The sequence below is a fragment of the Polaribacter sargassicola genome (assembly GCF_021991835.1).
Taxonomy (GTDB): domain Bacteria; phylum Bacteroidota; class Bacteroidia; order Flavobacteriales; family Flavobacteriaceae; genus Polaribacter; species Polaribacter sargassicola.
The window spans coordinates 1-284 of sequence record NZ_JAHDAU010000220.1 but is presented as its reverse complement, the minus strand read 5'-3'; the positions used below and the strand labels follow the sequence as shown (position 1 = coordinate 284).

General features: G+C 70.4%; 1 protein-coding gene. It reads left to right on the top strand.

The window, feature by feature from the left end; translation table 11 throughout:
- On the top strand, window positions 1-284 hold a 284-nt coding region (locus KI686_RS16580; RefSeq protein ID WP_237590415.1), incomplete at both ends, for an iron chelate uptake ABC transporter family permease subunit.

The window sequence follows — 284 nt, the reverse complement described above, 5'->3', positions numbered from 1 at the left end:
GCTCGCCGATCCGTACCTGCTCGGGCTGTCGTCCGGCGCGTCGATGGGGGCGGTGCTGGTGATCGTACTGGGTGCGGCGATCGCGCTGCCTGCGGCCGCTTTCGCCGGGGCGATGCTGGCGCTGGCGCTGACCCTGCTGATCTCGCGTGCGGCGGGCGGCCGGTCGGCGACGTCGACGATCCTCGCCGGGTTGGCGGTGTCGGCGGTGCTGTCGGCGCTGACCAGCATGGTGATCTTCTGGAGTTCGACGAACGACAGCTATCGCGAGATCCTGAGCTGGCTGC